The sequence below is a fragment of the Sphingomonas sp. BL2 genome, from assembly GCF_056680015.1.
In genome coordinates this window covers 3,911,560-3,934,007 of record NZ_CM155261.1, presented here as the reverse complement: position 1 = coordinate 3,934,007, position 22,448 = coordinate 3,911,560, and the positions used below count along the sequence as shown (strand labels likewise).

Annotated in this window: 26 protein-coding genes and 1 other RNA gene; 19 read left to right on the top strand and 8 right to left on the bottom strand. The window is 66.2% G+C overall.

Translation table 11 applies throughout. From position 1 onward, the window contains the following. The first annotated feature begins 70 nt into the window (after positions 1 to 70). Together AC1ME3_RS18035 and AC1ME3_RS18030 are read left to right on the top strand one after the other, a co-directional pair. Entirely contained in the window at positions 71 to 1,033 is a 963-nt protein-coding gene (locus tag AC1ME3_RS18035; RefSeq protein WP_480954264.1) for a threonine ammonia-lyase, read from the top strand. Further along, a complete protein-coding gene (locus tag AC1ME3_RS18030; RefSeq protein ID WP_480954263.1) occupies positions 1,030 to 1,209 on the top strand; it encodes a hypothetical protein in 180 nt (59 codons plus the stop codon). Before AC1ME3_RS18035 ends, AC1ME3_RS18030 begins: the two co-directional genes overlap by 4 nt. A gap of 143 nt (positions 1,210 to 1,352) precedes the next feature. Here the strand turns inward: AC1ME3_RS18030 and AC1ME3_RS18025 are convergent, their stop codons facing one another. Then, complete coding sequence (locus AC1ME3_RS18025; RefSeq protein WP_056048342.1) at positions 1,353 to 2,009, bottom strand: alpha/beta hydrolase; 657 nt, start codon at positions 2,007 to 2,009, stop codon at positions 1,353 to 1,355. A gap of 81 nt (positions 2,010 to 2,090) precedes the next feature. On the opposite strand from AC1ME3_RS18025, the gene AC1ME3_RS18020 reads away from it, so the two are divergent. From AC1ME3_RS18020 to AC1ME3_RS17985, 8 genes are all read left to right on the top strand, one after another. Continuing rightward, positions 2,091 to 3,134, top strand: a complete 1,044-nt coding sequence (locus AC1ME3_RS18020; protein WP_480954262.1) for a cysteine desulfurase family protein — start codon at positions 2,091 to 2,093, stop codon at positions 3,132 to 3,134. After that, positions 3,131 to 4,216: a cysteine desulfurase family protein gene (locus tag AC1ME3_RS18015; RefSeq protein ID WP_480954261.1), complete on the top strand. Its 1,086-nt coding sequence runs from the start codon at positions 3,131 to 3,133 to the stop codon at positions 4,214 to 4,216. The genes AC1ME3_RS18020 and AC1ME3_RS18015 overlap by 4 nt, the downstream gene beginning before the upstream one ends. Beyond that, the gene (locus AC1ME3_RS18010; protein ID WP_480954260.1) at positions 4,213 to 4,518 is read left to right on the top strand and encodes a 2Fe-2S iron-sulfur cluster-binding protein; all 306 of its coding nucleotides are present in this window, start codon (positions 4,213 to 4,215) and stop codon (positions 4,516 to 4,518) included. The genes AC1ME3_RS18015 and AC1ME3_RS18010 overlap by 4 nt, the downstream gene beginning before the upstream one ends. A gap of 112 nt (positions 4,519 to 4,630) precedes the next feature. Continuing rightward, on the top strand, positions 4,631 to 4,972 hold the full coding sequence (locus tag AC1ME3_RS18005) for a hypothetical protein (protein ID WP_480954259.1): 342 nt from the start codon (positions 4,631 to 4,633) through the stop codon (positions 4,970 to 4,972). A gap of 81 nt (positions 4,973 to 5,053) precedes the next feature. Beyond that, positions 5,054 to 5,293, top strand: a complete 240-nt coding sequence (locus AC1ME3_RS18000; protein ID WP_107955172.1) for a hypothetical protein — start codon at positions 5,054 to 5,056, stop codon at positions 5,291 to 5,293. A 69-nt stretch (positions 5,294 to 5,362) separates the two neighbouring features. Then, positions 5,363 to 5,456: signal recognition particle sRNA small type (gene ffs / locus AC1ME3_RS17995), an RNA gene on the top strand. A gap of 341 nt (positions 5,457 to 5,797) precedes the next feature. Next, entirely contained in the window at positions 5,798 to 7,492 is a 1,695-nt protein-coding gene (locus tag AC1ME3_RS17990; RefSeq protein WP_480954258.1) for a DNA polymerase III subunit gamma/tau, read from the top strand. Beyond that, positions 7,489 to 7,812 (top strand): YbaB/EbfC family nucleoid-associated protein, encoded by a 324-nt coding sequence (locus AC1ME3_RS17985; RefSeq protein ID WP_056063013.1) that lies wholly within the window; start codon positions 7,489 to 7,491, stop codon positions 7,810 to 7,812. The genes AC1ME3_RS17990 and AC1ME3_RS17985 overlap by 4 nt, the downstream gene beginning before the upstream one ends. A gap of 229 nt (positions 7,813 to 8,041) precedes the next feature. Here AC1ME3_RS17985 and mtgA read toward each other — a convergent pair whose 3' ends face one another. From mtgA to AC1ME3_RS17965, 4 genes are all read right to left on the bottom strand, one after another. After that, the gene (gene mtgA / locus AC1ME3_RS17980) at positions 8,042 to 8,716 is read right to left on the bottom strand and encodes a monofunctional biosynthetic peptidoglycan transglycosylase (protein ID WP_480954257.1); all 675 of its coding nucleotides are present in this window, start codon (positions 8,714 to 8,716) and stop codon (positions 8,042 to 8,044) included. Positions 8,717 to 8,725: 9 nt separating this feature from the next. After that, a complete protein-coding gene (locus tag AC1ME3_RS17975) occupies positions 8,726 to 9,997 on the bottom strand; it encodes a flavin monoamine oxidase family protein (RefSeq protein WP_480954256.1) in 1,272 nt (423 codons plus the stop codon). Position 9,998: 1 nt separating this feature from the next. Further along, positions 9,999 to 10,901, bottom strand: coding sequence for an RNA polymerase sigma factor RpoH (gene rpoH, locus AC1ME3_RS17970; RefSeq protein WP_056048373.1), 903 nt, complete (start codon positions 10,899 to 10,901; stop codon positions 9,999 to 10,001). Between the two features lie 78 nt (positions 10,902 to 10,979). Then, positions 10,980 to 11,927: an RluA family pseudouridine synthase gene (locus AC1ME3_RS17965; protein WP_480954255.1), complete on the bottom strand. Its 948-nt coding sequence runs from the start codon at positions 11,925 to 11,927 to the stop codon at positions 10,980 to 10,982. Positions 11,928 to 11,944: 17 nt separating this feature from the next. Between AC1ME3_RS17965 and AC1ME3_RS17960 the strand changes: the two genes are divergently transcribed. The 8 genes from AC1ME3_RS17960 (at position 11,945) to AC1ME3_RS17925 (ending at position 19,129) form a co-directional block, all read left to right on the top strand. Then, positions 11,945 to 12,340 carry a M67 family metallopeptidase gene (locus tag AC1ME3_RS17960; protein WP_480954254.1) on the top strand — a complete coding sequence of 132 codons (396 nt, stop codon included), beginning with the start codon at positions 11,945 to 11,947 and terminating at the stop codon, positions 12,338 to 12,340. A 137-nt stretch (positions 12,341 to 12,477) separates the two neighbouring features. Then, positions 12,478 to 13,122, top strand: coding sequence for a histidine phosphotransferase family protein (locus tag AC1ME3_RS17955; RefSeq protein WP_426280461.1), 645 nt, complete (start codon positions 12,478 to 12,480; stop codon positions 13,120 to 13,122). 75 nt (positions 13,123 to 13,197) lie between these two features. Beyond that, a complete protein-coding gene (locus tag AC1ME3_RS17950; protein ID WP_480954253.1) occupies positions 13,198 to 15,498 on the top strand; it encodes a chemotaxis protein CheA in 2,301 nt (766 codons plus the stop codon). Next, positions 15,495 to 15,923 (top strand): chemotaxis protein CheW, encoded by a 429-nt coding sequence (locus tag AC1ME3_RS17945; RefSeq protein WP_480954252.1) that lies wholly within the window; start codon positions 15,495 to 15,497, stop codon positions 15,921 to 15,923. The genes AC1ME3_RS17950 and AC1ME3_RS17945 overlap by 4 nt, the downstream gene beginning before the upstream one ends. Before the next feature lie 85 nt (positions 15,924 to 16,008). Beyond that, on the top strand, positions 16,009 to 16,374 hold the full coding sequence (locus AC1ME3_RS17940; protein ID WP_055878033.1) for a response regulator: 366 nt from the start codon (positions 16,009 to 16,011) through the stop codon (positions 16,372 to 16,374). Positions 16,375 to 16,387: 13 nt separating this feature from the next. Further along, positions 16,388 to 17,506 (top strand): chemotaxis protein CheB, encoded by a 1,119-nt coding sequence (locus tag AC1ME3_RS17935; protein WP_480954251.1) that lies wholly within the window; start codon positions 16,388 to 16,390, stop codon positions 17,504 to 17,506. Continuing rightward, positions 17,503 to 18,333, top strand: a complete 831-nt coding sequence (locus AC1ME3_RS17930) for a CheR family methyltransferase (protein ID WP_480954250.1) — start codon at positions 17,503 to 17,505, stop codon at positions 18,331 to 18,333. Before AC1ME3_RS17935 ends, AC1ME3_RS17930 begins: the two co-directional genes overlap by 4 nt. Before the next feature lie 91 nt (positions 18,334 to 18,424). After that, a complete protein-coding gene (locus AC1ME3_RS17925; RefSeq protein ID WP_480954249.1) occupies positions 18,425 to 19,129 on the top strand; it encodes an HPP family protein in 705 nt (234 codons plus the stop codon). Here AC1ME3_RS17925 and AC1ME3_RS17920 read toward each other — a convergent pair. The 3 genes from AC1ME3_RS17920 to AC1ME3_RS17910 are packed head-to-tail and all read right to left on the bottom strand — an operon-like array spanning position 19,126 to position 20,739. Next, on the bottom strand, positions 19,126 to 19,575 hold the full coding sequence (locus AC1ME3_RS17920; RefSeq protein WP_480954248.1) for a cytidine deaminase: 450 nt from the start codon (positions 19,573 to 19,575) through the stop codon (positions 19,126 to 19,128). The genes AC1ME3_RS17925 and AC1ME3_RS17920 overlap by 4 nt on opposite strands. Continuing rightward, on the bottom strand, positions 19,572 to 20,249 hold the full coding sequence (locus tag AC1ME3_RS17915; protein ID WP_060527030.1) for a glycoside hydrolase family 25 protein: 678 nt from the start codon (positions 20,247 to 20,249) through the stop codon (positions 19,572 to 19,574). The genes AC1ME3_RS17920 and AC1ME3_RS17915 overlap by 4 nt, the downstream gene beginning before the upstream one ends. Before the next feature lie 7 nt (positions 20,250 to 20,256). Then, positions 20,257 to 20,739, bottom strand: a complete 483-nt coding sequence (locus AC1ME3_RS17910) for a UPF0262 family protein (protein WP_132735525.1) — start codon at positions 20,737 to 20,739, stop codon at positions 20,257 to 20,259. 99 nt (positions 20,740 to 20,838) lie between these two features. Between AC1ME3_RS17910 and AC1ME3_RS17905 the strand changes: the two genes are divergently transcribed. After that, complete coding sequence (locus tag AC1ME3_RS17905) at positions 20,839 to 22,329, top strand: replicative DNA helicase (protein ID WP_056050676.1); 1,491 nt, start codon at positions 20,839 to 20,841, stop codon at positions 22,327 to 22,329. Positions 22,330 to 22,448: the final 119 nt, after the last annotated feature.

The window sequence follows — 22,448 nt, the reverse complement described above, 5'->3', positions numbered from 1 at the left end:
GGCAGCGGAAGCGCGATCTAGGGTTACGCGCCCCCCATGTAAATAGCGTTTGGCGGATAGGAGACGGTGTGTGACGATTTTGCGACAACCGACGCGGGCGGGTGTGCGGGACGCCGCGGAAAAGATCGCGCGGATACTCGCACCAACGCCACTGTTCGTCAGTGAAATCAAGGGCGTACCGGTCGCTTTCAAGGCCGAGTCGTTGCAACCAATCGGCGCGTTCAAGATTCGTGGTGCGTGGCATCGGCTCACCGCATTGGACGAGGCGACGCGACAAAAAGGCGTCGTCGCGTTCTCCTCGGGCAATCACGCGCAGGGCGTGGCCTGGGCAGCAAAACGGCTCGGCATCGCAGCGACGATCGTGATGCCGTCGGACGCACCGCGACTGAAGCGCGAGTCGACCTTGGCGTTGGGCGCGGAGGTGGTCACCTACGACCGCACCACCGAAAGCCGCGAGACGATCGCCGCGGGGCTGGCCGAAGCGCGCGGCGCAACGCTGGTGCCGAGCTTCGACGACCCGTGGATCATCGAGGGGCAAGGGAGCACAGGCATCGAGGCAGCCGCACAGATGGCGACATTGGGGATGGGCGTGCCAAGCCGCGTCGTCATCCCCTGCGGTGGCGGCGGCCTGTCGGCAGGCATCGCGCTGGCTCTGAAGGACAGCGCTATCACAGTCGTCGAGCCGGAGGGCTGGGACGACATGCGCCGCTCGCTTGAGGCGTCTTGGATCGAACCCGTCGGTCCCAACCCGCCACCGACCGCCTGCGACTCGCTCCAGACCTTGCGTGTGTCGCCACTCACCTTCGACGTCCTCTCGCGGCGGGATGCAACCGGTGTTGCGGTCAGCGAATCCGAGATCGCGACGGCACAGCGCTGGGCCGCGGAGAAACTGCGGCTGGTGATCGAACCCGGCGGCGCAGTCGGGCTGGCGGCAGTCTTGTCGGGCAAAGTGAAGCTCGAACGTGGCCTGCTCGTCATCCTGTCCGGCGGCAACGTCGACCTAGCCGCGTATGCCAAGGCAATAGCCGCATGAACCCCGCACTGACCTCGATCGCCGCAGCAGCGCCTGGCATAGGCATGCTGGGCATGTTCGCCTGCCTGATCGGCGGCATCGCGCTGATCGCAAAAAAGCGTGACAAGAAAAAAGGCGTTCTGATGCTGATAATGGCCGCAGTCCTGCTAGCCAACGTAGCGATCTGGACCCTCTAACTCCCTCGCCCCTGCGGGGAGAGGGAAGGGGCCCGCCGCACTTGCGGTGGGAAGGGAGAGGGGAGTTGGGGAGAGCGTATCGATCCCCAACTCCCCCTCCTCCGACGCTGTCGCGCCGCCTTCTCCCCGAGGGGAGAAGGGCCTCACCTAATCGGCGAGTTCGGGTCCAACCGCATGTCGAGATACTTGTCCACGCTGCCCATCAACTCCGGCATCTCATGCTCGAAGAAGTGATTAGCCTTCGGAATCGTATCATGATGGATAGTAATATGCTTCTGCGTCCGAAGCTTATCCACCAGCTTCTGCGTAGCGCCCGGGGTCGCTACTTCGTCGGCCTCGCCCTGGATGATGATCCCGCTCGACGGGCACGGCGCCAGGAACGTGAAGTCGTACAAATTCGCCGGCGGTGCCACCGAGATGAACCCGCGGATCTCCGGACGGCGCATCAGCAACTGCATGCCGATCCACGCGCCGAAGCTGACGCCAGCGATCCAGGTCGTCTGCGCCTCGGGATGGAAGCTCTGCACCCAGTCGAGAGCGCTCGCCGCATCTGACAATTCGCCGACGCCATTGTCGAACACGCCCTGGCTCTTGCCAACGCCGCGGAAGTTGAACCGCAGCGTCGCAAACCCGCGCCGCTGGAAGGTCTTGTACAGCTGCTGCACGATCGCGTTGTTCATCGTGCCACCGGCCGACGGATGCGGATGCAGTATCATCGCGACGGGTGCGCGCGGGCGTGGTCCCGGCGCAAAACGACCTTCGAGACGGCCTTCGGGACCGGGAAAAATGACTTCTGGCATAGGCACTCGCGAGCTGGGATACGCACTCGGGTGGAGTGCGGGAATATGGACGCTATACAGGATACGTGCCCCTTTTCGCAATTGGAACCGACCCTGCCTGCTCACGCACCCCGTATCTACCTCGATCACGCCGCCACCACGCCGATGCGCCCCGAGGCTGTCGCGGCGGTTGGCGAAGGCATGGCGCGCTGGGCGAACCCGTCCTCGCCGCATGCCGAGGGGCGGGCGGCACGGGCCGCGCTGGAGGGTGCGCGTAAGCGGATCGCGAGGGCGCTGGACTGGCCGCATCACGTGATCCTGACGAGCGGCGCGAGCGAGTCCACAGCGCTGGCGTTGCGGGGGCGTCCGGGTGTTGCGGTGGCTGCGGTCGAGCATGATGCGGTCCTCCGCGCGGCCGAGCAGCCTGTAATGCTGGACGTCGACGCAGGCGGCATCGTCGCGAATGGCGAGGGCGCCCAAGCGATCGCGCTTCAATCCGCGAACAGCGAAACCGGCGTCCTCCAGGATTTACCCACCGGCCTCTGGATAGCCGATTGCTCCCAGACCGCCGGCAAGCTCCCGCTCCCCGACGCGGACATGATCATCGTCTCCGCGCACAAGCTCGGCGGCCCTCCCGGCATCGGCGCGCTGCTAGTCCGCGACCTCGGTCTGCTCGACCCGACCGGCGGGCAGGAGCGAGGCTACCGCGGCGGCACCGAGAACCTGCCCGGCGCGCTGGGCTTCGCCGCCGCACTCGAAGCGCCTCGCGACTGGTTCGCCGACATGGCCGACCTTCGCGCCGAACTCGACGAAGCCATCCTCGCGAGCGGCGGCGAGATCGTCGCGCAAAACTCCCCCCGCATTCCCACGATCGCCTCCTACCGCATGCCCGGCGTCAGTTCCGCCGCCCAGCTGATCCGCCTCGACATGGCCGGGTTCGCCGTCTCCGCGGGCAGCGCGTGCTCGTCGGGCAGCATGCGCCCAAGCCACGTCCTCGCCGCGATGGGCTATCCCCCCGAAGCCGCCGCCGAAGTCGTCCGCGTCAGCTTCGGCTGGACCACGACACCCGAAGACGTCGCGAAGTTCGCCGAAGCCTGGACGCGGATCGCCCAGGACATAAAGCGCCCTGCGAGACTGGGGGCATGACGTACATCGACTACCAGGCAACCACCGCGCTTGCCCCCGAAGCGCTCGCTGCGATGCTCCCGTGGCTCGAATCACAGCACGCCAATCCGCATTCCCCCCACCGCGAAGGCCGGCTCGCTAAAGCCGCCGTCGAAGTCGCTCGCGATCAGGTCGCGGCGCTGCTCCCCCCCAATGGACGGGTGGCCTTCACCAGCGGCGCGACCGAAGCGCTCAACTGGGCGATCAAGGGCGCGACGGCCCCCGTCGTCACACTCGCCACCGAACACGCCGCCGTCCTAGACACGCTCGCAGCCGAAGCGGCGAGGGGGCGCCAAGTCACGATCCTCCCGGTCAACCCAGACGGCGTGGTCGACCTCGACGAAGCCCGCGCCGTGATCCAACCCGGCACCGGGCTCGTCGCCGCGATGCTCGTCAACAACGAGATTGGCGTCATCCAGCCGATCGCCGCGCTCGCCGAGATCGCCCACGCAGCCGGCGCGCTGATGCTCTGCGACACGGTGCAAGGCTATGGCCGCGTCCCCGTTCCCGACACCGTCGACCTCATCGCGATCTCCGCCCACAAGATCCACGGCCCCAAAGGCATCGGCGCACTCTGGATCCGCGACGGCGTCGACCTCGCCCCGCTGATGCACGGCGGCGGACAGGAGGCCCCCGGCCGCTCGGGCACGCTGTCACCGGCACTCTGCGCAGGTTTCGGCATCGCCGCACAACTCATGGCCGACCGCAAGGACGAGGACGTCGCGCACATCCACCGCCTCTGGTCGCTCGCGCTCGACCGCCTAGGCCCCGGCTGGATTATCAACGGCTCGACCGAACATCGCTACCACGGCAACCTCAACCTCCGCCGCGCAAACCTCGACGTGAACCGCCTGATGTCCGACCTGCGCGACATCGCCTTCTCCGCCGGGTCTGCCTGCGCGAGCGGATCTGGCCGCCCCAGCCACGTCCTCCGCGCGATCGGCCTCACCGAAGCACAGGCGCGGTCCAGCATCCGCCTCGGCTTCGGCCGCTACACCACCGAAACCGAACTCCGCGACGCGATCGATGCGATAGTCGCCGCAGCCGAGGCGCAATGGCCATGATCGTCCGCTTCATCGCCCGCGACGGCACCGCAACGACGACCGCCGCAACCCCCGGCGACCGCCTGCTGGACGCCGCCCAGGCGCATAACCAGCCGCTCGAAGGCACTTGCGAAGGCCAGCTCGCCTGCGCGACCTGCCACGTCATCGTCGACCCCGCCGACTTCGCCCGCCTGCCGCCAGCGACCGAAGACGAGGAGGACATGCTCGATCTCGCGCACAACGCGACGCGCACCAGTCGACTTGCTTGCCAGATCCGCCTGACCGAAGCGCTCGATGGCTTGACCGTTCGCATCCCGGAATAAACGACAGCAAAGCTTACAGGAAGACAACGGCCGGTTCAGGGAATGTGCACGGCCGGGAGCGGATTATCCCCTCATCGCCTCAATGTACGAGGTCTTGAGAGGAGTACCGGACATGAAGATCATCGCAATGTTCGCCGCCGGCGCGCTGGCCGCCGGAACGCTGTTCGCCTCGGCCCCCGCCGATGCGCAACGCCACGGCTGGGACGGCCCCCGCCGCGGTGGCGACTGGCACGGCGACCGCGGATGGCATGGCAATCGCGGCTGGCACGGTGACCGCGGCTGGCGCGGCAGGGATCGCGGCTATCGTGGCTATGGCGGCGGGTATCGTGGCGACTACGGCTATCGCGGCGGCGGCTACGGCTATCGCGGACCTCGCGGATACGGCCGCTCGCGCGTCGTCTGCCGGATAGAGCGTGGCTATTACGGCCCGGTTCGTCGCTGCTTCCGCCGCTAGTACGGAACCGTAACGAACCCCTTTAGTTTGATAACATAGGTTGCCGGGGTCGGGAGGCCCCGCACTCAAAAGGAGAGTATTATGAAGTTGTTCACCATCGCCGCCGCCGGTCTCGTCGCACTCACCGGCCTCGCCCCCGTCGGCATCGCGGCCGAAGCCTCGGCGCAGCGTACCGTCGTCCACGAGCGCACCGTCGTCCGCCACGACGACCGTCGCCCCGGCTACCGTCGCCATGTCGTCCGCACGCGTCAGGTCTGCCGCAACGTCTATCGCAACCATCATCGCCAGCGCGTCTGCCGCACGGTCCGCTACAACCGCTGAGCCCGGGTGCTGAACCCGCTTCAAGCTAAAGCGGCTTGATCATCCCGCCCGACCCCGCCATATGCGCCGCGGGAGTCGGGCGGACGTGGTCGTCGCCAACTTGGTCAGATCCGGAAGGAAGCAGCCACAACGACTAAGCCACGGGTCGTCCCGGCTCCCACCGCGAACATGTCGTTCCGACATGTGAGCGCGGCCAGCGGTGCACATCACCGTCTGACGATGCGGCTAAGCCGCAGCGCACTTCCAAACTTCTCAGCTAACCAGTAACCCAAGCGCAATCGGGGCAAAACCACCCCCGATGTTCCCGCAACGTTCCAAACCATTATCCTACGCCGCGTCGTTGTGGCATAAGCCGCGCATGACCGGCACTGCCCACATCACAGGTTCCGACACGCCACGCGCCGGCCTTCGGGCACGTCGAAGTGCACACCCTTCCCAGCGTGTGAACTTTGTGAACTTCCGACCCCTTCGACAGCACGCGCAGCACCCGCTATGACGACCGCAATGTCAGATTCCTTCGACCTGGGCGAACCCCCGCAGCCGGCCAAATCGCCAGATGCCCCCGCCTACCGCGTGCTCGCGCGCAAATACCGTCCGCAGACCTTTTCCGAGCTGATCGGGCAGGACGCGATGGTCCAGACGCTCGGCAACGCGATCAAGCGCGACCGGCTCGCGCACGCCTTCCTGATGACCGGCGTCCGCGGCGTCGGGAAAACGTCGACCGCCCGCCTGATCGCGAAGGCGCTCAACTGCATCGGCCCTGACGGCGACGGTGGCCCGACGATCGACCCCTGCGGCGTCTGCGAACCCTGCCGCGCGATCGCCGAGGGCCGCCATATCGACGTGATCGAGATGGACGCGGCCAGCCACACCGGCGTCGACGACGTCCGCGAGATCATCGACGCGTCGCGCTATTCGGCGGTCACCGCGCGCTTCAAGATCTACATCATCGACGAAGTCCACATGCTGTCGAAGAACGCGTTCAACGCGCTTCTGAAGACGTTGGAGGAGCCGCCTCCCCATGTGAAATTCCTGTTCGCGACGACCGAAGTGAACAAGGTGCCGGTCACGGTCCTGTCGCGCTGCCAGCGTTTCGACCTGCGCCGCATTTCCGCGGAACAGCTCGCCAAGCACTTCGCCTGGGTTTCGACCGAAGAGGGCGTCACTGCCGATCCCGAGGCGCTGATGCTGATCGCCCGCGCCGCCGAAGGCTCTGCCCGCGACGGTCTGTCGATTCTCGACCAAGCGATTGCGCATGCCGGCCTGGAAGGCGGCGGCGTGACGGCCGATGCGGTGCGCCAGATGCTCGGCCTGTCGGACCGGGGCGCGGTCCGCGACCTGCTGACGCTGATCCTGGCCGGCGACGGGGCAGGCGCGCTCGCCTCGATGCGCCGGCAATATGACTACGGCGTCGACCCGCTGTCGGTGTTGCGATCGCTGCTCGAAACCGTCCACGGCATCACGCTGACCAAGGTTGGTACGCCTCCGGACGCCGCGCAGCCGATGGAGGAGCGCGCCGCGCGAGAGGAGTGGGCGGCATCGCTCGGCTATCCCGCGCTTCACCGCCTGTGGCAGCTTTTCCTCAAGGGCCATGACGAGGTCGCCAAGGCCGCGCTGCCGATCGAGGCGGCGGAGATGGCGCTTTTGCGGGCGATCTACGCCTCGACGCTGCCCGATCCCGGCGAACTTGCGCGCCAGATCTCCAGTGGTGCGCCCCCCGTAGCTGCACCAACGCCGCCGCCGCCACCTGTGGTCTCGTCCGGCGAAGCGCCGCCCTGGAACGCTGGAGTTGCGGTGAAGGCACCCGAACCCGTCGCGACCGGCCCGATCTTGCCGCCGACGTTCGAAGCGCTGGTCGATCTGCTCGACGAATCGGGCGGCCTCGCGATCGCCGCGCGTCTTCGTCACGGTGCGCGCGTGGTCAGCTATGCGCCGCCCGAATTCGCGATCAGTGGCAGCCGCCCGGTCTCGGCGGACACGCTCGCCGAACTCAACACGCTGTTGAAGAGCGTGACACGGACCGCGTGGAAAGTGTCGATCGTCGACGCCCCCGGCGCGCCGACGCTGCGCGAGGCGCAGGACGCCGCCGACGCGGCGGTGCGCCAAGCCATTCTCGAATCCCCCATCATGAAGGCCGCGGTGGCAGCGTTTCCAGACGCCCAGCTCGAATCGTGGCCAGGTCAAAGGAGCAACGCATGAAGAATATCGATGAAATCCTCGCCATGGCGCAGAACGTCCAGAGCGAGATGGAAAAGGCACAGGCCAATCTCGACACGATCGAGGTCGAGGGCGCGTCCGGCGGCGGGCTCGTCAAAATCAAGGCCTCCGCCAAGGGCCGCATCATCAACATCGCGATCGACGATTCGCTGATGCAGGTGAGCGAGAAGCAGATGCTCGAGGACCTCCTCACGGCGGCATTCAACGACGCGCGTGCCAAGGCCGATGCTGTGTCGGGCAGCGAAATGTCGAAGATGACCAGCGGTCTGCAACTGCCACCGGGCTTCAAGCTACCGTTCTGACACCTGCAGCTGTCTCCTTACAAATCGCACCCCCGAGCTTCACAAGCCCGTCATCCCAGCGAAAGCTGAGATATCCCTCGGTGACGCGAACCTTCGCCACGGGGATACCACAGCTTTCGCTGGGGGTGACGGGTGAGGGGGCGGGTTCGTGAGCAGAACGGAAGCTCACGGTGAGTTCAGCTGCCTCTCACTCCGCCAACCCGGAATTGATCCGGGGTGGCGGATCGGGTCAGGTTCGCAAGCATCTGTCTAACCCATCGTTCCGGACAACCGAAACCCGCCGCGACAGCGTATTCCCATGTTTTCGCACGAACCCATGCGGGTCTATCGCAGCCCGCTTCTTCGGCAACGGCAGCACCGCAGCAATCCGCCCCGCCTCGGTCGGCGACAGTCGCGACGCATCATGATTGAAATATCGGATCGCCCCGGCGTTCGCGCCGTACGTCCCGATCCCGGTCTCGGCGATGTTGAGATACACCTCCATGATCCGCCGCTTCCCCCACAGCGTCTCGATCAGCACAGTGAAATACGCCTCGAACGCTTTGCGCACATAGCCGCCGCCCTGGAACAGGAACGCGTTCTTCGCAGTCTGCTGGCTGATCGTCGAGCCACCGCGGATCCGGCCGCCCTGCGCATTGCGCGCCGCCGCGCCCGCCATCGCCTTAAAATCGAAACCATGATGCGAACAGAACCGCGAATCCTCCCCGGCGATCGCCGCGCGCGCCATGTCCGGGTCCATCTCCGATAGCGGCATCCAGTCCTTCGTCACGCCGTGGCCGTTGATGACGTCGCCCATCATAGTCAACGTGAAGGGGACCGGCACGAAGCGGTAGATGCCGACCCACGCGACCGTGATCAGGACGAAGGCGAAGACGATCTTTGCAGCGATGCGGATAAGGCCCATCGCCGCTCCTTATGCGATCGTCGCGGCCTCGCCAATGACTGCGCGGGCGGCGGTTACGCCGGTTTCGTATGCGCCGTGTGCGGTGGAGAAGTCGAACGCGTGGCAGGCCTCGCCCGCGAAGTGGATGCGGCCGTCGACCGATGCGGCGAGGACGGCGCGCTGGTCGGCCCGGCCGATGCGTGCGTGGCTGTAGCTGCCACCGATCCATGGTTCATGGCGCCAGCGGGTTGCGACAAGCGGCGTGAAGCGCTTGCGCCAGTCGCTGCCGAGCAACCCCACCAGTTCGTCGATCGCGAACTGTGCCGCATCGCCGTCCTCCAGCATCTCCGCGCAGTCGCCGCCGAAGAAGCTCTCGACGATCGGCCAGCCGAACGGAGAAAGGCGGTGGCTGGCGGTGCAAGCGCTGTAGGGGTTGCCGACCAAGTGCGCATTGGTCGGCCATTCGGGGCGGTCAACGTGGAGGAACACCTTGTCCGCAAGGCCGAGCGGAAGGTCCGCGGCGGCGGCGTGTTTGTCAGGGAGCGGCGGATCGAAGACGATCTGAGATCTGGCGAGGACGGTAGTGGGGACGCAGACGATCACGTGGTCCGCCTCGATCGTGCCGGCTGGGGTGTCAAGTTTAAGGCGACGGCCGCTGTGGTCGATGCGGGTTACCGGGGTTGAGAGGCGGATGTTCAGGCCAGCGGCACGGCTGGCGACGAGTGTGCCGTAGCCTTCCTTCACCGTCCAGTTGTCGTCGGTAGCAGCCTCTTCGTATGCGGCCCAGTCGTGGAGTGACACTTGGGTAAGGTTCGCACCGTTTGCGTAGCCGGAGATCGCGTCGATCTTCGGGCGCCATTTGTCGTTGGGGGCGATGAAGTCGGACAGCGGGCGGTCGGGGCGCTCAAGGGCGGCTAGGGCGCGCTCGTTCCAATCTTGGTAAGCTGTGGCAGAGGCTGACTGGTCTTCGGGTGGAAAACCGAGGTCGTGCCACTGGGTGCGCCAGTTCGCGTCGGAGCGGTCTACCGTAAAGCCCATCACCTCCGCAATTTGAGTCCAAGGATTGCGCTGGGCGGAGTGTAGCCAGCCGCAACCAGCGTCGACATGTTCCCCCGCGAAGGCGGGGGTCCAGTCTGGGCCCCCGCCTTCGCGGGGGAACAAGGAGGCGAGGGACAGGCTGTGGGCACGGCCACCTATTTGATCATTGGCCTCGACCAACAGCACCTCTTGCCCCGCGTCGTGCAGCATTCTTGCCGCCGCAATACCGGCCGCACCGCCGCCAATGACGACGGTACGCACCATTTTACGCCGCCAGCAGGCGCTTCTCGCCAGCGATCCGCATCATCGCCTTTTGTAGCTTCTCGAACGCGCGCACCTCGATCTGCCGCACGCGCTCGCGCGACACGCCGTAGACCTGGGACAATTCCTCGAGCGTCTTGGGATCATCCGTCAGGCGACGCTCGGTCAGGATGTGCTGCTCGCGCTCGTTGAGGTCGTCCATCGCCGACACCAGCATCGAGTGGCGAACGTCCGCCTCCTGCGCATCGGCAACGATCTTGTCCTGCAACGGCGCATCGTCCTGCAGCCAATCCTGCCACTGGCCTTCACCGTCTTCGCGCATCGGCACGTTGAGCGACGTATCGCCGCCCATCGCCATGCGACGGTTCATGCTGACAACGTCGGTCTCGGCGACACCCAGATCGGTCGCGATCTTGGTGACGTGTTCGGGGCGCAGATCCCCGTCCTCAAACGCATCGAGGCGGCTTTTCATCCGGCGCAGGTTGAAGAACAGCTTCTTCTGCGCCGCGGTGGTGCCCATCTTCACGAGGCTCCACGAGCGCAGGATGTATTCCTGGATCGAGGCGCGGATCCACCACATCGCATAGGTCGCAAGACGGAAACCGCGCTCGGGTTCGAACTTCTTCACGCCTTGCATGAGGCCGATATTGCCCTCGGAGATCAGCTCCGACGTCGGCAGGCCATAGCCGCGATAGCCCATCGCGATCTTCGCCACCAAGCGGAGATGCGACGTCACCAACTGCGCCGCGGCCTCGGTGTCGCCATGCTCCTGAAAGCGCTTGGCGAGCATATATTCCTGCTCCGGTTTCAGCAGCGGGAATTTCTTGATCTCAGCGAGATAGCGATTGAGACCCGCCTCGCTGCCGAGCGCAGGAATCGTCGCTGGAACGTTGGAGCGGGCTGCCATTGTCGTAATCCCTTTCTGCTGACCCCGAGTACCGCACCGCGGCCCCCGATTGCCGCGTTGCGGCATAGTGTCGATTATCTATACGTGAAGCTGGGTGAACAGTTCCTGCATGTCTGCGGGCATTTCGCTTTCGAACGCCAAAGCGATGCTTTTCACCGGATGGATGAACCCCAGATACGCCGCGTGCAAGGCCTGCCGGCGGAAACCGAGCGTTTCAAGCAGCGACTTCTGAGCTTGCTTTGTTCTACCATAGACCGGGTCCCCCAACAAGGCGTGGCCGATCGACGCCATGTGGACGCGCACCTGATGCGTCCGGCCCGTCTCTAGTCGACACTCGATCAGCGCCGCGTCGCGGAGGGTCTCGATCGTCGAGAAATGCGTCACCGCACGCTTGCCGCCCTCGACGATCGCGATCTTCTTCCGGTTCTGCGGACTCCGTGCGAGCGGTGCGTTTACCGTGCCGCTCGGCGGCCGCGGGATGCCTCCGACGATCGCCTTGTAGCGGCGGTCTATGCTGTGGTCGTGGAACTGCTTTGCCAGACCCTCGTGCGCGCGGTCGGTCTTGGCGGCGATCATCAGCCCCGACGTGTCCTTGTCGATCCGGTGAACGATGCCAGGGCGCGCGACACCGCCGATGCCCGACAGGTTGCCGGCGCAATGGTGGAGCAGCGCGTTGACTAGCGTGCCGTCAAAGTTCCCCGCGGCAGGGTGGACGACTAAGCCCGCGGGCTTGTCGATCACGATCAGGTCCTCGTCTTCGTACGCGACGACGAGCGGGATATCCTGCGCTTCGTTGTGCAGCGGGGTCGGCGGCGGGATCGCGACGGCGAACACCTGACCGGCCGCCGCCTTCTTCGCCGAATCACGCCATTCGCGACCATTGAGGGTAACCTGACCCGTGGCGATCAGCCCCTTCAACCGCTCGCGCGACATGTCGGGAAGCACTTCGGCAAGCGCACGATCGAGTCTCCAGCCATCCGTGGCCGGCGTGATCGATGCTTCGATGATGGAAACCCCCCGGTCCATGTCATACTGATGTGGCGATGAGCGTAACGATTTCAAGCGAACTGCTGCAGCAGTTGGTCGCAGAAGCGGCTGTGTCGCCGGATGCGGAGGTCTGTGGGTTGCTGTTCGGGACAACCGGACGGATCGAGGCGGCGGAGGCGTGCGCGAACGTGGCGGCGAACACTGCGCGGGCTTTCGAGATCGACCCGGCTGCTTTGTTTGCGGCCCATCGGCGGGCTCGGGGAGGCGGGCTGGCAGTGATCGGGCATTATCATTCGCATCCGTCTGGGCTGCCGGTGCCGTCTCTTCGGGATGCGGCGCAGGCGATGGGGGATGGGGCGGTCTGGGTGATCCTTGGTGGTGGTGAGGCTCGGGCGTGGCGGTCGGCCGAGGTGGGGGCGTTTGTCGAGGAGGCGATCGAGGTGGCTGGGTAACTTTCCTTCCTGCCTCCTCCCTTTCGGGGATGGAGAGCAGTAGGTTCAAGTCTTCCCCCCAACGGAAAGCAAGACACGTTGGCATTGCGCACTTGCCGCTCGCCCGCCACAAGACCTTCCAGAATTAGGGGAATTTCATGACGGTCAGTCCGGTCGATTTCGCGAGCCTGCTCTGTTCGCGCCTGTGTCACGACCTGCTGTCGCCGGTTGGCGCGCTCAACAACGGGCTCGAACTGCTCGCCGACGAGACCGATCCGGCTATGCGCGAGCGCGTCATGGAGTTGCTCGCGGACAGCGCGCGCGCGTCGGCGAGCAAGCTGAAGTTCTTCCGGCTGGCGTTCGGCGCGGCGGGTGGGTTCGGCGAGCTGGTCGATACGCACGAGGCCAGGAACGCGATCGAAGGTCTGGTTGCCGAGAACAAGCGGATCACCTTCGTCTGGGCTGTCGAGACGCCGGCAATGCCGAAGTCCGCAGTGAAAATACTGCTCAACCTCGTCCTCGTCGCAACCGAGTCGCTTGTACGCGGCGGCACGATGGAGGTCGGGGGCGAGGACAATGACGGTCAGCTGGAGATCGTCGTGAAGATCGAGGGCACCCGGATCGTGCTCGACCCGGAGATCCGCCGAACACTGGTCGAGGGGGAGGGCGCGCATACTGTCACGCCGCGCGCGGCGGCTGCGTACATGATCAACACCGTCGTCGCGGAAGCCGGCGGGAAGGTCATCGTATCGGAGCCTGCCGAGGGCATCATGATCTTCGGTGCGGTCTTCAACGCGCGCTGATCCCGTAGAGACGGGCGGGACAACTAACCTCGCCTTAACCTGAAGCATGCATGACGGGCTCGAACGCGGGGCCGCATGGACGATCTGTTACAGGAATTCATTGCCGAGACGCGCGAAACGCTGGAAGCGATTGCCGGCGAGATCGTCGCGTGGGAGTCCGATCCGACCGATCGTGCGCGTCTCGATGCGATCTTCCGCTTCGTCCATACCGTGAAGGGCAGCTGCGGGTTCCTCGATCTGCCGCGGCTGGCTCGGCTCAGTCACGCAGCAGAGGACGTGCTGGCCGCGGTGCGCGACGGCAAGCGGACGCCCGATACCGCGCTGGTCGACGCCGTGCTCGGCATCGTCGACCGGATCGGCGAGATCGTCGAGGCGATCGACGCGGGCGCAACGCTGGACGATTCGACCGAAGACTCGCTGATCGCCGCGCTGGCGCCGGATGCCAAACCCAAGGTCGCGGTCGTTGCTGTGCCGGCGGGGCGGGCGGCCAGCCGCAGCGTCCGGCTCAACGTCGATCTGCTCGATCGGATGATGAGCGGTATGTCCGACATGGTCCTCGCGCGGAACGATCTCGCGCGGCGGTTGCGCGATGGCGACGCCGATCCGCAGGTCGAGGCTGCGCTGGAGCGGTTGTCGCTGACGGTCGCCGACATGCGTGACACGGTCACGCGGACGCGCATGCAGAAGGTCGACGCGCTGTTCTCCGCGCTGCCCCGGATGGTACGCGATACCAGTGCGGAGCTGGGCAAGTCGGTCAACCTCGTCATCGACGGTGCTGATGTCGAACTCGATCGCGAGATGATCGAGCTGATGCGCGATCCGTTGCTCCACGTCATCCGCAACGCGATCGACCACGGTATCGAGACACCCGAGGCACGCCGGGCCGCGGGAAAGCCCGAGGCGGGGCGGCTGGTCGTGTCCGCGCGGCAATCGGGCAACCAGATCCTCATCGAGATCAGCGACGACGGCAGGGGAATCGACGTAGCGCGGATCGTCGCCAAGGCGGCCGAGCAGAAGCTCCACTCCGCGACCGAACTGGCGGCGATGAGCGACGCGGCGAAGCTCGACCTGATCTTCGCGCCCGGCCTGTCGAGCCGCGATATCGTCACCGCGACGTCGGGGCGCGGCGTCGGCATGGACGTGGTGCGCGCCAACATCGAGCAGATCGGCGGGCGCATCGTCCTCGTCAATGATCCGGGGAGGGGGCTCCGGATCATCGCACGCGTCCCGCTGACGCTGTCGATCCTCACGACGCTGATCGTCGAAGTCGGGACTCAGCGTTTCGCGCTCGCACGCCAATCGGTCGAGGAGATCGTGCTGGTACGCGGCGACCAGGTGCGGATCGAGACGATCGGCGATGCGGCCGCGGTGTCGGTGCGCGGGCGTCGCATGCCCTTGGTCGCACTGGCTGGCCTGTTCGGCCTCGGGTCGGAACCGCCGCCGACGCTGGTGATCGTGTCGACCCGCGAAGGCGAATACGCGCTGGGCGTCGACACCGTGATCGATACCGAGGAACTCGTCGTGAAGCCGGCGTCGCCCGCGATCATGGCGACGGGCGTGTATGCGGGGATGACTCTGCCCGACAACGGCTTGCCGATGCTGTTGCTCGATGCGGCGGGGATCGCGACGGTCGCGGGATTAAGGTTCACGCCGCTGGTGGTGTGCGACGCGGTCGAGGAGGTCGCTGTTCCAGGCATCCCGGCGCTGCTGTTCGACGATCTCGATGGGCAACGACGCGCGATCGCGCTGGCGGTGATCGACCGCGTCGAGCCTGTACCGGTCGACGCGATCCGCCGGACCGCGGGGGCAATGAGACTGACGATCGGCGACGCGATCATCCCGGTCCATGCGGTCGGTGGGTTCGGCGATCGGACCGAGATCGCCGTGCTGCGGCTCACCGACGGCGAGAGCGAGATGGCCTATGCGATCGCCGACGCGATCGAGATCGTCGAATTACCCGCGGACATGGCGCCGGTGCGGCGTGGCGGAACCGACACGGGAGGCTCGATCGCGGGCGTCGTGCTGATCGCCGGCGAGCAGGTCGAAGTGGTCGATCCGCATGCCTTGTTCGCCGGCGAGCCGGTCAAGATCGCGACTCCGCCGGTATGCCTGTTGCAGGTCGATGGATCTGGATGGATGGAAACTTTCCTGAAACCTGCGCTCGAGGCCTCGGGCTATCGCTGCGTCACGGCGTTGGCGGCGGGCGAGACGGCGGCGGTCGCGCTGGCGATGGAGGATGCGCCGGTCTCTCCCACGCATGCGCCGGTGGTGACGCTGCGGCGATCGCGGATGGCGGACGGCGATGATGACCCGAGCATATATCGCTATGACCGCCCCGCGCTGATCGCAGCAATCGCCGCGCGGAGGGGATTGTGAGCGACCTGTTCCTGATTGCGCATATCGCCGGTCGCGGGGTCGCGATCGACGCGGCGCAGGTCGATTCGGTAGTCGATATCGGCGAGATCGTCGCGGTGCCGCGCGCCGAGCCGTTCGTCCGCGGACTGGCCGCGTTGCGCAGCCGGGTCGTGACCGTGATCGACACGGGAATCGCGTTAGCACTTCCGCCGACCCCCGATGCAATGCGCCGTGCGGTCATCACGATCGTCGATGGGCATCATTACGCAATCCTGGTTGATTCGGTCGAGGACGTCGCGCCGTTCGTCCGGCTGCCGCTGTCGTCGGGCTTGGCGCTACGTGGCGGCTGGGCGTCGGTTGGCACGGGGATCGTCGAGCGCGATGGTGAGCCCTTGCTGATCATCGATCTCGCTGTCGTCCTGCCGACATCGCCGCTCGCGGCGTGACGTTTCACGCGGAAGTTCCACTGCTTAACCCGCTGCTTACTGTTTGCGATCTAGGACGGTCGCACGATTTCCCGGAAGGCTTTCCATGAAGACCTGTCTTGTCGTCGACGATTCGAAAGTGATCCGAAAGGTCGCACGCCACATTCTCGAGACACTCGACTTTACCGTCACCGAAGCGTGCGATGGTCGCGAGGCGTTGGCCTCCTGCATGGCGTCGATCCCCGACGTGATCCTGCTCGACTGGAACATGCCCGTGATGAGTGGCATGGATTTCCTCCGCGCGCTGCGCGAGGCAGACGTGCCGCGCCGCCCCAAGGTCGTGTTCTGCACCACGGAGAACGGCATGGCGTATATTCGTGCGGCGATCGAGGCGGGCGCTGACGAATATGTGATGAAGCCGTTCGACCGCGACACGCTGGAATCGAAGCTCCAGATCGTCGGAATGGCCTGATCCAGGCCTGGCCGTGACGACCCGGACCCACCCTGCCGAGCGGCATGCGGACCGCGACGGGCTCGACTGCGCAAGGGTGTTGATCGTCGATGATTCGGTGGTCGTCCGCGCGGTGATCGCCCGGCTGATCGATGCGAGCGATCGGTTTTCGGTCGTCGGCGCGGTCGGCAACGTCGCGGCGGCCTTGGCATTCCTGGATCGCGCGAAGGTCGACTTCATCCTGCTCGATATCGAGATGCCCGGGATCGACGGGCTCAGCGCGTTGCCCGACCTGATCGCGGCGGGGCAGGGCGCGAAGGTCCTGATCGTGTCGTCTAGCGCGGACGAGGGCGGGGCTACCGCCTTGCGGGCGCTTGCGCTCGGCGCGGCCGAGACATTGATCAAGCCGTCCACGAGTGCCCTGTCGACGCGGTTCGGGTCGGTACTGGTCAACAAGCTCGAGGCGTTGTGCGAGTATCCGACGCAGATGCCGCCTGCGCTGGTCGTGCGCTCACCGGCCTTGCCCATGCCTCCCGCCGACAAGTCGCTGTCGATCCGCCCGGTCTCGACCAGCGACGACTATGACATCGTTGCGATCGGCGCCTCGACCGGCGGCATTCACGCGCTGAGCCAGATGTTCGGTCAGATGCCCGACGGGTTCCGCCTGCCGATCGTCATCACCCAGCATCTGCCCGCATCGTTCATGCCGTATTTCGCCGCGCAGATCGCAGTGCTTGCGGGACGTCCGTGCGACGTCGCGGTCGATCGGATGCGGATTCGACCGGGCCGGATCACCATCGCACCCGGCGACGCGCATCTCAAAGCCGTGAAGCTGTCCGAAGGTGGCGCGGCCTTTCGCCTGACGCACGAGGCCGCGCTTAGCGGGTGCATGCCGTCGGTCGACCCGATGCTGGCCTCGCTCGCCGACGTCTATGGCCCGCGCCTGCTCGCGGTCGTGCTCAGCGGTATGGGGCGCGACGGTGCGGAGGGGGCGCGGCGCGTTCACGACAGCGGCGGGTGCGTCGTCGTGCAGGATCGGCAAAGCTCGGTGGTGTGGGGCATGCCGGGTGCGATCGCCGCCTCGGGCATCGCCGACGCCGTGCTGGCTCCCGACGCGATCGGCCGCCTCGCGGCGACGCGACGCCGACCATGACGTCGCGCGCCGCTCCCGCACCTGCCGCGTCGCAGGCCACGATCAACGTCCTCACCGCGTTGCTTGAGGCACGCACCGGTCAACAGATCGCCGCCTATCGCTCATGGCGGCTCGACACCGCGCTGAAGCCCCTGCTGCGCGCGCGCAAGCTCGATACGCTCGACCAGTTGGTGACCCAGTTGCTGCAGGGAAGCGACCGGTCGATCGGCGACTCCATCGTCGATGCCCTCGTCAACCAGGAGACCTCGTTCTTCCGCGACTCGCAGGTGTTCGAGATGCTCGCCGAGGCGGTCGCCGACGCCGAGCGTGACGGTCGTCGCGCGCGGATCTGGTGCGCAGGCTGTTCGACCGGACAGGAGCCGCTCTCGCTCGCAATGCAGTTCGCCGAACGGCGCGAGACGAGTGGCGTGCCCATGCCCGAGATCGTCGCCACCGACGTATCCGATGCTGCCGTCGCCCGCGCGCGGTCGGGTCGCTTCTCGCAGTTCGAGATCCAGCGCGGGCTGCCGGTGCGTCGCATGATCCGCTGGTTCGACACGACCGGGAGCGACTGGGTGGCGAAGCCCGACCTGCTTGGGATGGTCGCCTTCCGCCGGATGAACCTGGTATCCGACCCGGCTCCGCCCGGACAGTTCGACGTCGTCCTGTGCCGCAACGTGCTGTTGTACCTGTCCACCGATACCAAGGCCGAGGTGTTCCCGAAGATCGCCAAGGCGATGAAACCGGGCGGTGTGCTGGTCATGGGGGCGGGCGAAACCGTGATCGGCCAGACAAGCGCGTTCGCGCCGAGCAAGCGATTTCGCGGCTTCTACGAAATGCCCGCATAGGGGTAATAGGTCCACTGCACGACCGGCCGGCTGCCGTGACTCACCGGCGATCTCGCCATATGGACCAGGCATCGTCCACCGGGTGTCTCGCATGCGCAAATTCTTCGATCCTATTCTCGCAGGGGGGAACCTCAGGGATCGACTGCGGGCGTGTCTGGGCGCGCTGCTCGGCATCGGCCTGACCAGCGCGATCAGTGCGGCGGTCGTTCACCCGCACGGCGCGTTCCTGCTGATCGCCGCGCCGATGGGCGCCGCGGCCGTCCTCGTGTTCGCGGTACCGGCGAGCCCGCTGGCACAGCCCTGGTCGGTCATCGGCGGCAATATCATCGCCGCGCTGGTCGGGGTCACCGTCAGAATGCTCGTACCGATGCCCGAACTCGCGGCGCCGATCGCGGTCGGCGCGGCGATCCTCATGATGTCACTGACCCGGTCGCTGCATCCGCCCGCGGGTGCGGTCGCGTTGACCGCAGTCGTCGGGGGGCCTGCGGTTGTCGACGCGGGCTTCGCGTTCGTCCTCGTCCCGATCGCGCTGAACGCTATCATACTGACGGCGTGCGGAATCCTGTTCCACCGGTTTTCAGGGCATAGCTATCCGCACCGCGTGCCCGTTGCGGCGTCCGTGCCGACCGAAGCCGCGCTCCGGGCCGAGGATCTCGACAAGGCGCTCGCCGATCTCGGCGAAACGCTCGACGTCAGCCGTGAGGACCTCGACCTGTTGTTTGGTCGTGTCGAATACCACGCAACTCAACGGCGTACGCGAATGGCTGGCGGCGGCCCCGTGGGACGCGCGGCTTAGCTGACCCCGAGGTCCGCCGGGCCGAACGCGTCAGGCAGCAATTCCGATACGACATAGGTGCGGATCGCATCGCCTTCCGCCGCGCCGCAATGCACCGGCAGGTCGCGGCCGCCCATCTGCGCCGCTTCGTTTATGACTTGGCGACAGCGCCCGCAGGGACTGACGGGGGACGCGCCGGTCGCGCGCCCCTCGGCGTCCATCGCGCCGCCGATCACGCCGATCGCAACGATATCGCGCAGCCGCCCCGCGGCGCTCGCGGTGGCGATCGCCACCGTCTCGGCGCACAGCGACAGGCCGTAGCTGGCGTTCTCAAAGTTCGCGCCGGTGGTCACCGTACCGTCGTCGAGCAGCACGGCCGCACCGACCGCAAACCGCGAATACGGCGCGTGCGCATTGCGCGAGGCGTCGCGCGCTGCCGCCACGAGTTGCGTTGCTTGTTCGTTCATGATGCCACCACGTCCCAGTTCACCGGTCCCTCGATCCCGTCGATGCGGCGAAAATCGCTTGCCCGCCACATCCGCCACGGCCGCGCGGTGTAGTCGGGCTTGAGGATATTCTCCACCGCCCATAGCGGCCGCGGCACCGCATCCGACAGCGTGTATTTCGAGTCCACCGCCTTGCTGATCCGCAGCATCACCGGCTGCCGCGTGTGCGTCTCGACCATCGTCACGAACTGCGCGATGTCGGCGATCAGCGTCGCGCGGTCCGGCCGCGCGGTGCAGTCGTCGTGGAACGCGATGTCGACCGCGGTCGGCAACGCATCGGACGTCCGCGGGACGAACGTGTTGAACGCGTTCGCCTGCTCATCCGCGCGCTGGCAAAGCGAATAGACGTGGACCGCGCCACGTCGCAGGCCCGCGTCGGGCAACGCCGCCCAGTTCGCCTCGAACGCCGGATCGCGGCGGTCGGTGCCCGACGTCGCGACGATGTAAGCGAAGTCGGCGCCGCTCGCGCGTACCGTGCCCCATTCGACCGGGCCGGGGTTTTCGGCGAGATCGATGCCCTGCAGCGGGTAGTGCTTGACGTCGGGGTGCCAGCCGGTCGCGGCGGTCCAGCCGCAGATACCGACGAAGCCGGTCGCGGCGAGCGCAGCCGCGAATTTCAAAAGTGCGTGAGCCATGGGTCTTCTAGTTGCGGATGTGGAGGACGCAGATCAGCGTGAACAGCCGTCGCGCGGTGTCAAAATCGACCTCGATCTTGCCGTCGAGACGCTCTTTCAGCAGCTCGGCGGCCTCGTTGTGGACGCCCCGGCGGGCCATGTCGACCGTCTCGATCTGGGCAGGGGAAGATTGCCGGATCGCCTGATAATAACTGTCGCAGATCGCGAAATAATCGCGGATCGGGCGGCGGAAGCGCCCGAGCGCGAGCACCAGCGTCTCGAGATGCGTGTCGTCCTCGCGGTGGATATGGATGCCGAGGCGTCCTTCCTCCGACTGGAGCTTGATCTTGTAGGGACCGGCATAGCCGTCCGGATAGGCGCGCTGCGGGGCGAAGTGATTGCCCTCGATCAGGTCGAAGATCGCGATCCGCCGCTCCTGCTCGACGTCGGGCGAGCGCCAGCCGAGACTGGTCTCGTCGAGTTGCACGTCGATGATCCGCGGGTCGGCCATCTCGGTTCGATAGCGGGGCATGTTCGCCCTGTCACTTATCCCCAGCATTCCGGCGCGAGTGGCTTGGACGACGACCCGTCCATCGCGTAGGTGCAGGGGATGGCAACTCTCGCATTCCCCGTTCCCGCGGTCCCCGAACCACAGCAACTTCCCCGCAACGTCGAGGCCGAGGCCGCGATGCTCGGCGCGATGATGATCGACAACCGGCTCGCGGACGACCTCGTCGACAAGCTCGAACCGGGGCATTTCTTCGAACCCGTCCACGGGCGGATCTTCGCGGCGATCAAGACGCTGCGCGGCAACGACATGCTCGTGACGCCGGTGACGCTGCGGCCGATGTTCGACGCGGACGAGGGCATGCGCGAGCTTGGCGGACCGGCGTATCTGGCGGGGCTGACGGGTAGCGGCGCCGGCCTGATCGGCGCGCGCCAGTTCGCGCAGCAGATCTACGACCTCGCGATGCTCCGCGCGCTCGTGTCGGTCGGCCGCACGCTGGTCGATCGCGCGATGGACACCTCCGAGGAGGTCAATCCGCGCGCGCAGATCGAGCTCGCCGAGGAAGAGCTGTTCAAGGTTGCGGCGGATGGCGGCTCCGAGAACACGGTGAAGTCGTTCGCGCAGGCGACCACCGCGGCGGTCAAGATGGCCGAGCGCGCGCTGAACTCGGGCGGCAACCTGTCGGGCGTCACCACCGGCATCGATTCGATCAACGCCAAGATCGGCGGCATGCATCACAGCGATCTCATGATCCTCGCCGGGCGTCCGGGCATGGGCAAGACGTCGCTCGCGACCAACATCGCGTTCAATGCCGCGCGACGCTGGATGCGCGACATGGCCGACGGGATCGCCCCGAAGGACTCGGTCGGCGCGAAGGTCGCGTTCTTCTCGCTGGAGATGTCCGCGGATCAGCTCGCGACGCGTATTCTCGCCGAGCAGTCGCAGATCAGTTCCGAATCGCTCCGCATGGGTAAGATCAGCCGCACCGAGTTCGCCCAGCTCGCCGCTGCCGCTGCCGAGCTGGAGAATTTGCCGCTGTTCATCGACGACACCGGCGGTCTCTCGATCGGCGCGCTGCATACGCGCGTGCGTCGGTTGCAGCGTCGGCACAACAACGAGATCGGGCTGGTGGTGGTCGATTATCTCCAGCTGTTGTCGGGCTCGGGCAAGAGCAAGGACGGCAACCGCGTCCAGGAAATCTCCGAGATTTCGCGCGGGCTGAAGACGCTCGCGAAGGACTTGAACGTGCCGGTACTGGCGCTGTCGCAGCTGTCGAGAGCGGTGGAGTCGCGCGAGGACAAGACGCCGATGCTCTCGGATCTTCGCGAATCGGGGTCGATCGAGCAGGACGCCGACATGGTCTGGTTCGTGTACCGCGAGGATTATTACGTCGCGTCGAAGGAGCCCAAGCGGCCGGCGGAAGGCGACAGCTCGAAGATCTTCGAGGACCATGCGTCGTGGGCGGCGGAGATGGAGCGTGTCTACGGCCTGGCGGAGCTGATCATCGCCAAGCAGCGCCACGGCGCCACGGGTAAGGTCCGGATGAAGTTCGATCCGACGATCACCAAGTTCTCGGATCTCGCCGAGTATTGATCCCATTGTCTCCCTCGCCCCTTCGGGGAGAGGGAAGGGGCCCGCCGCACTTGCGGTGGGAAGGGAGAGGGGAGTGAGGCTCGGGACCTGGATCCCAACTCCCCTCTCCCTTCCGTCGC